9 protein-coding genes and 1 tRNA gene are annotated in these 5,027 nt (G+C 67.9%); 4 read left to right on the top strand and 6 right to left on the bottom strand.

Annotated elements, in window-relative coordinates; genetic code table 11:
• Window positions 1-458: XRE family transcriptional regulator (locus tag VK533_RS02960; RefSeq protein WP_324374869.1), on the top strand; the 458-nt coding region annotated here is incomplete at its 5' end.
• Here the strand turns inward: VK533_RS02960 and VK533_RS02955 are convergent.
• The 4 genes from VK533_RS02955 to VK533_RS02940 form a co-directional block, all read right to left on the bottom strand.
• Entirely contained in the window at window positions 455-1,069 is a 615-nt protein-coding gene (locus tag VK533_RS02955; protein WP_324374867.1) for a CAP domain-containing protein, read from the bottom strand. The two genes, VK533_RS02960 and VK533_RS02955, sit on opposite strands and share 4 nt — an antisense overlap.
• Before the next feature lie 8 nt (window positions 1,070-1,077).
• Window positions 1,078-1,350 (bottom strand): hypothetical protein, encoded by a 273-nt coding sequence (locus tag VK533_RS02950; RefSeq protein WP_324374865.1) that lies wholly within the window; start codon window positions 1,348-1,350, stop codon window positions 1,078-1,080.
• A gap of 42 nt (window positions 1,351-1,392) precedes the next feature.
• On the bottom strand, window positions 1,393-2,712 hold the full coding sequence (locus VK533_RS02945; RefSeq protein ID WP_324374863.1) for a dicarboxylate/amino acid:cation symporter: 1,320 nt from the start codon (window positions 2,710-2,712) through the stop codon (window positions 1,393-1,395).
• Window positions 2,713-2,796: 84 nt separating this feature from the next.
• Entirely contained in the window at window positions 2,797-2,997 is a 201-nt protein-coding gene (locus VK533_RS02940) for a DUF5818 domain-containing protein (RefSeq protein ID WP_324374861.1), read from the bottom strand.
• Between the two features lie 156 nt (window positions 2,998-3,153).
• On the opposite strand from VK533_RS02940, the gene VK533_RS02935 reads away from it, so the two are divergent.
• From VK533_RS02935 to VK533_RS02925, 3 genes are all read left to right on the top strand, one after another.
• A complete protein-coding gene (locus VK533_RS02935; protein WP_324374859.1) occupies window positions 3,154-3,666 on the top strand; it encodes a hemerythrin domain-containing protein in 513 nt (170 codons plus the stop codon).
• A gap of 4 nt (window positions 3,667-3,670) precedes the next feature.
• The gene (locus tag VK533_RS02930; RefSeq protein ID WP_324374857.1) at window positions 3,671-4,003 is read left to right on the top strand and encodes a hypothetical protein; all 333 of its coding nucleotides are present in this window, start codon (window positions 3,671-3,673) and stop codon (window positions 4,001-4,003) included.
• A gap of 63 nt (window positions 4,004-4,066) precedes the next feature.
• Window positions 4,067-4,216: a hypothetical protein gene (locus VK533_RS02925; protein WP_324374855.1), complete on the top strand. Its 150-nt coding sequence runs from the start codon at window positions 4,067-4,069 to the stop codon at window positions 4,214-4,216.
• Window positions 4,217-4,221: 5 nt separating this feature from the next.
• Here the strand turns inward: VK533_RS02925 and VK533_RS02920 are convergent.
• Both VK533_RS02920 and VK533_RS02915 read right to left on the bottom strand, forming a co-directional pair.
• A tRNA-Val gene (locus VK533_RS02920) sits at window positions 4,222-4,297 on the bottom strand.
• A gap of 107 nt (window positions 4,298-4,404) precedes the next feature.
• On the bottom strand, window positions 4,405-5,027 hold a 623-nt coding region (locus tag VK533_RS02915; protein ID WP_324374853.1), incomplete at its 5' end, for a S16 family serine protease.

The following is a 5,027-nucleotide window of genomic DNA, read 5'->3' as shown; positions in this document are numbered from 1 at the left end:
AGACCGGCACGCGCACGGTCAGCGTCGGCTGGCTCAACCGGATCGCGCGCGCGCTCGATGCGGATGCGGCCGATCTGGTGCGCACGCCCGACAAGGCGGAATTGCCGGTAGCGGCCCTGCTCGGCCGCGACGGCGCGCAGGCGCCCGCCAGGGACCTCGCCGCCACCCCGCCGCAACCCGGCCCGGACGCGATCGCGATCCTGGTCGAGCAGAGCGTCGGCGACTACCGCGCGGGCGACATGATCTGGTGCGACCGGATCGCGCCCGACCAGTTCGGCCGCGCGCTCAACCGTGACATATTGGTGCCGCGCCCCGGCGGCCGCTTCGCGTTCGGGCGGATGATCGGGCTGGAGAGCGACCGGATGCTGCTGTTGCCGCTCACCAGCGGCGCACGGCAGACAGTGATTGTGGATTCGCCCTGGCTGGCGGTCGCCCGGCGGGTGGTGCGCGACCTCTAGCGGCCGTCGGGCGTGACGCTGAGATCGATCACGCACATCGTCCGATATTGAGGATGCGGGCCGCAGGCGACGCCGGCGAAGCGCAAATCGGGCGCATAGAGAATGTGGCGATGGCCGCGCTCGCGCTCGCCGTCATCGACGATCAGCTGCCGCACGACATCGCGCGCATCCACCGCGCCATAGGAGACGACCTCCGAAATCGTGCCGCCGCCGCCATGCCGTCGCAGCCGGTCATTGGGCCAGGCGCCGTCGCTCGCCTGGTGGCCGACGCCGCCACGAGCCTGATCCTCGGCAAGATCGCGCGCGCTTGCCGCGAGCACGGCCGACGCCTCCACCGGCGCCAGCGGCGGCTGGCGATCGAGGAAGGCGATCGCTTCGTCGACCGCCTTCACGCCCTCGTGCGTGACCATTGCCGCCGCCTGGCCGGGAAGATGGACCAATCGGCCGTCGAAATAGGTCCGATAGTCCCGAAGATCACACGCCAGGCCAGCAGGATCGGCGCGCGCGGCGTTGAGCGCGGCCCGCACCTGTTGCTCGAACATCGTCTCGGCCGAGGCCGGCGCGGCGGCCAGCAACAGGCCGCCGAGCAGACCGATGGCGAGGAAACGCATCAGCGGGTTCAGCCCGGATCGCAGGCGCGCGCGTCGCCGGCCTGGCAGGCGGCGAGGCGGCGGCGCCAAGCCTCTCGCTGGCGCTGATAAGCCTCGCGCGCATCGCGATAGCGGGCGAGCGTGGCGTCATTGGCGGCGTTGCGCTGATCGACCGCGCGCGCGGCGGAGCGATTGAGGTCCTCTGTCGTCTGACGGTCGGCGCGATGCGCGGCATCCTCGTCCGACTGGGCGAGCGCGACCGCCGGCATGAAGGCCAGCATCAGGGCGAACAGGATACGCATCGGTGCAGGCTAAAGCGCGCTCGATTGCCCGGCGCTGAACGTTCAGGCGGGCTGCAACGCCGCATTGGCGGGCGCGCCGCGGGCGAACCGATCGAGATCGAGGATGCCCGCGCGCTTGGCGACGATCGTCGGCACCAGCGCCTGGCCCGCGACGTTGATCGCGGTCCGCCCCATATCGAGGATCGGGTCGATCGCGAGCAGCAGGCCCGCGCCTTCCAGCGGCAGGCCCAGCGTCGACAAGGTCAACGTCAGCATCACGGTCGCGCCGGTCAGGCCGGCGGTCGCGGCCGAGCCGAATACGGACACGAAAACGATCAGCGCGTAATCGGTGACGTGCAGCGGCACGCCATAGAATTGCGCGACGAAGATCGCCGAGACCGCCGGATAGATCGCGGCACAGCCGTCCATCTTGGTGGTCGCGCCGAGCGGGACGGCGAAGGCGGTGTAAGCGGGCGGCACGCCGAGCGCATGTTCGGTCACGTCCTCGGTCACGGGCAAGGTGCCGACCGACGAACGCGAGACGAAGCCGAGCTGGATCGCGGGCCAGGCCGAGGCGAAGAAACGCAGCGGGCTGAGGCCGTTGGCCGCGAGCAGGGTCGGGTAAACCACCAGCAGCACCAAAGCGAGACCGATATAGACCGCGCCGGCGAAAGCGCCGAGCGCGGACAAAGCGCTCCAGCCGTACCGCACCACCGCATCGCCGATCAGAGCGGCGGTGCCGATCGGCGTCAGGCGGATCACCCAGTGCAGCAGCCGCCGGAAGACCGCGAGCGCGGACGCGTTGAACGTCAGGAAGGCTTCGCCGGCGGCACCGATCCGCACCGCCGCCGCACCGATCGCGATCGCCGCGACGATGATTTGCAACACGTTGAACGACAAAGCGGTGGTGGCGCTATTGTTCTCGACCGTGGTTGCGGCGGTCAGGCCGAAGACATTGACCGGCACCAGCCCCTTCAGGAAATCGAGCCAGGTGCCGCGCGTGCCCGGCGCGACGGCTGCGGCGGCATCGACCCCGGCATGCAGGCCCGGCTGGATGACGAGGCCGAGCACGATCCCGATCGAGACCGCGATCAAAGCGGTCAGCGCGAACCACAGCAGGGTCTGCCACACCAGCTTGGCGGCATTCTCGAGGTCGCGCAGCGCCGCGATCGAACTGACGATCGCGGTGAACACCAGAGGCGGCACCAGCGCCTTCAGCAACTGCACGAAGATCTGGCCAACAACGTGCAGGGTTTCGGCGAGCGCCGAGCCGGAATCGCCCACCGCGCGCGCGGCGAAGCCCAGCGCGAGGCCGATCAGCATGCCGGCGAGCACCTGAAGGCCGAAAGGCGGAAGCCGCCGCGTCGAGGAAGTTGCACTCATCGTGGGAAGGTGGGGCCACCGGGCGCCGCCGCCAAGATAGCTTTTCTCGCTTCGCGCAAAGCCCCCATCAGACGCAAAGCCCGATCAGATCAGCGAAACGCCGTCCACATCGACCAGATCGGACCCGACATAAGTGCCCACCAGCCGCACCCGTTTCTCGACCTCGTCCACCGGCGTGCGGCGGAGGTCGAGCGCGAAGCGTCCGCCGGCGTCCCGGCGCAAATAGAAGCTGCCGCCGTCGCGCAGCAGCAGGCCGGTTTCGTCGACCCGATGACCAATTTGCATGCGCGCGATCTAGCGCTTCGCGCACCGCCGCGCCATTGCGAATGGCGCATCGGCAATCGCGGCGCGCGCAGTGTTGCAGGCCGGCGACAATCGAACGCACGCTCGGAACCCTTCGTGCCACACCTCGCTTTGCATTCCGAAGCGGAGGGGATTCTCTTGGACATCACGCAACTCATCCTCGACGATCATGCCGAACAGCGGCGGCTGTTCGCGATCATCGACGCGATCGACCGCAGCGACGTCGAGGCCTTGGGCGCGGTCTGGCGCCGGCTGCGCGCCTTGCTCGACACGCATGCCGAGGCCGAGGAGCGTTTCTTCTATCCCGATCTGCTCAAGATCGGCGCGGGCGCGGCCGATGCCGACAGCGCCGCCGACGAGACGAAGGACGCGATCAAGGACCATAATGAAATACGCGACGCCGCGTTGGCGGTGGAAGACCATCCGGTCGGCAGCGATGCCTGGATCGACGCGGTCGCCGGGGCGAACAAGGCGAACGGCGATCATATGGCGGAAGAGGAACGGCAGGGGCTGACCGATTTCCGGCGGCATGCCGATCGCGCGCTCAGCCATGCACTGGCGGTTCGCTTCGCCGCGTTCGAGGCCGCGCACTTGACCGGGGTCGCCCCGGTCAACAAGAATCCGCGCGATTATGTGAAGGAGCATAGTTGAGCCGATGACCGACACGATCATCCTGCGCCGCTGGGCATCGCGGATCCGGACCACCGCCGAAGCCGCCTATGTCGACTATATCAAGCGCACCGGGATCGACGACTACCGTAAGACGCCGGGCAATCTCGGCGCGCAAATGCTGTTGCGCGCGCTCGGCGACGGCACCAGCGAGGTCACCACGCTCAGCTGGTGGGCCGACATGGACGCGATCCGCGCCTTCGCCGGCGAGAATGTCGAGATCGCCCGTTATTATCCCGAGGACGACGCCTTCCTGCTCGAAAAGCCCGAACGGGTGGAACATCATCGCGTCGTCGCCGGCGATTTGCCCACTGGCTGACGTCAATCATGTCCATAACCCTCCGGTTCCGCTAAGAAGCGTGCGGGCCACCGGGGACATCGCATGAAGAGCACGCTGGCATTATTGATCGTTGCCGCGTTCGCGATCGCCATGGCCGGCTGCGCCAAGAAAGCGCACGCGGACGGTGTCACCACCGGCGACGGCATTCCGGTCGAGTTCAACTCGGCGGATAGTAATACGGCCCCGCACTGACGGCATGGTGGGCGGTGACGGGCTCGAACCGCCGACCCTCTCGGTGTAAACGAGATGCTCTACCAACTGAGCTAACCGCCCTGCGACAGCCATAGCGCCGGGTCGTGGCGTCGCGCAAGCGGAGCGATCCGGGTCAAATGAAAACGGCGGCCCGAGGGCCGCCGTTTCAGCGTTTGTGATTGCCGCGTTCAGTGCGCGGTGAGGATCGAAGCCTCGTCCTCGACTGCCACGTCAGGAGTCGTCGCGGCCTTGGCGGCCGCCTTCTCCTCGTCCCACGTGATCGGCTCCGGCTTGCGCGTGAGCGCGTGGACCAGGACCTCGTCCATGCGCGACACCGGAACGATCTCGAGGTTGCTCTTCACGTTGTCCGGGATCTCGATCAGATCCTTGGCATTCTCCTCGGGGATCAGCACCTTCTTGATGCCGCCGCGCAGCGCCGCCATCAGCTTCTCCTTCAAGCCGCCGATCGGCAGGATGCGCCCGCGCAACGTGATCTCGCCGGTCATGGCGAGATCGCGGCGCACCGGAATTCCGGTCATCACCGAGACGATCGCCGTCGCCATGGCGACGCCGGCCGAGGGGCCGTCCTTCGGGGTCGCCCCCTCCGGCACGTGGACGTGGATGTCACGACGCTCGAACAAAGGCGGCTCGATGCCGTAGGTGATCGCACGCGAGCGGACATAGGACGCAGCCGCCGAGATCGACTCCTTCATCACGTCGCGCAGGTTGCCCGTCACCGTCATGCGGCCCTTGCCAGGCATCATGACGCTTTCAATGGTGAGCAGCTCGCCGCCGACGTCCGTCCACGCCA

The organism is Sphingomonas sp., assembly GCF_035317925.1.
Classification (GTDB): Bacteria; Pseudomonadota; Alphaproteobacteria; order Sphingomonadales; family Sphingomonadaceae; genus Sphingomonas_I.
Note: the sequence above shows the minus strand (reverse complement) of the source record. Positions and strands in the feature narration are given on the sequence as shown.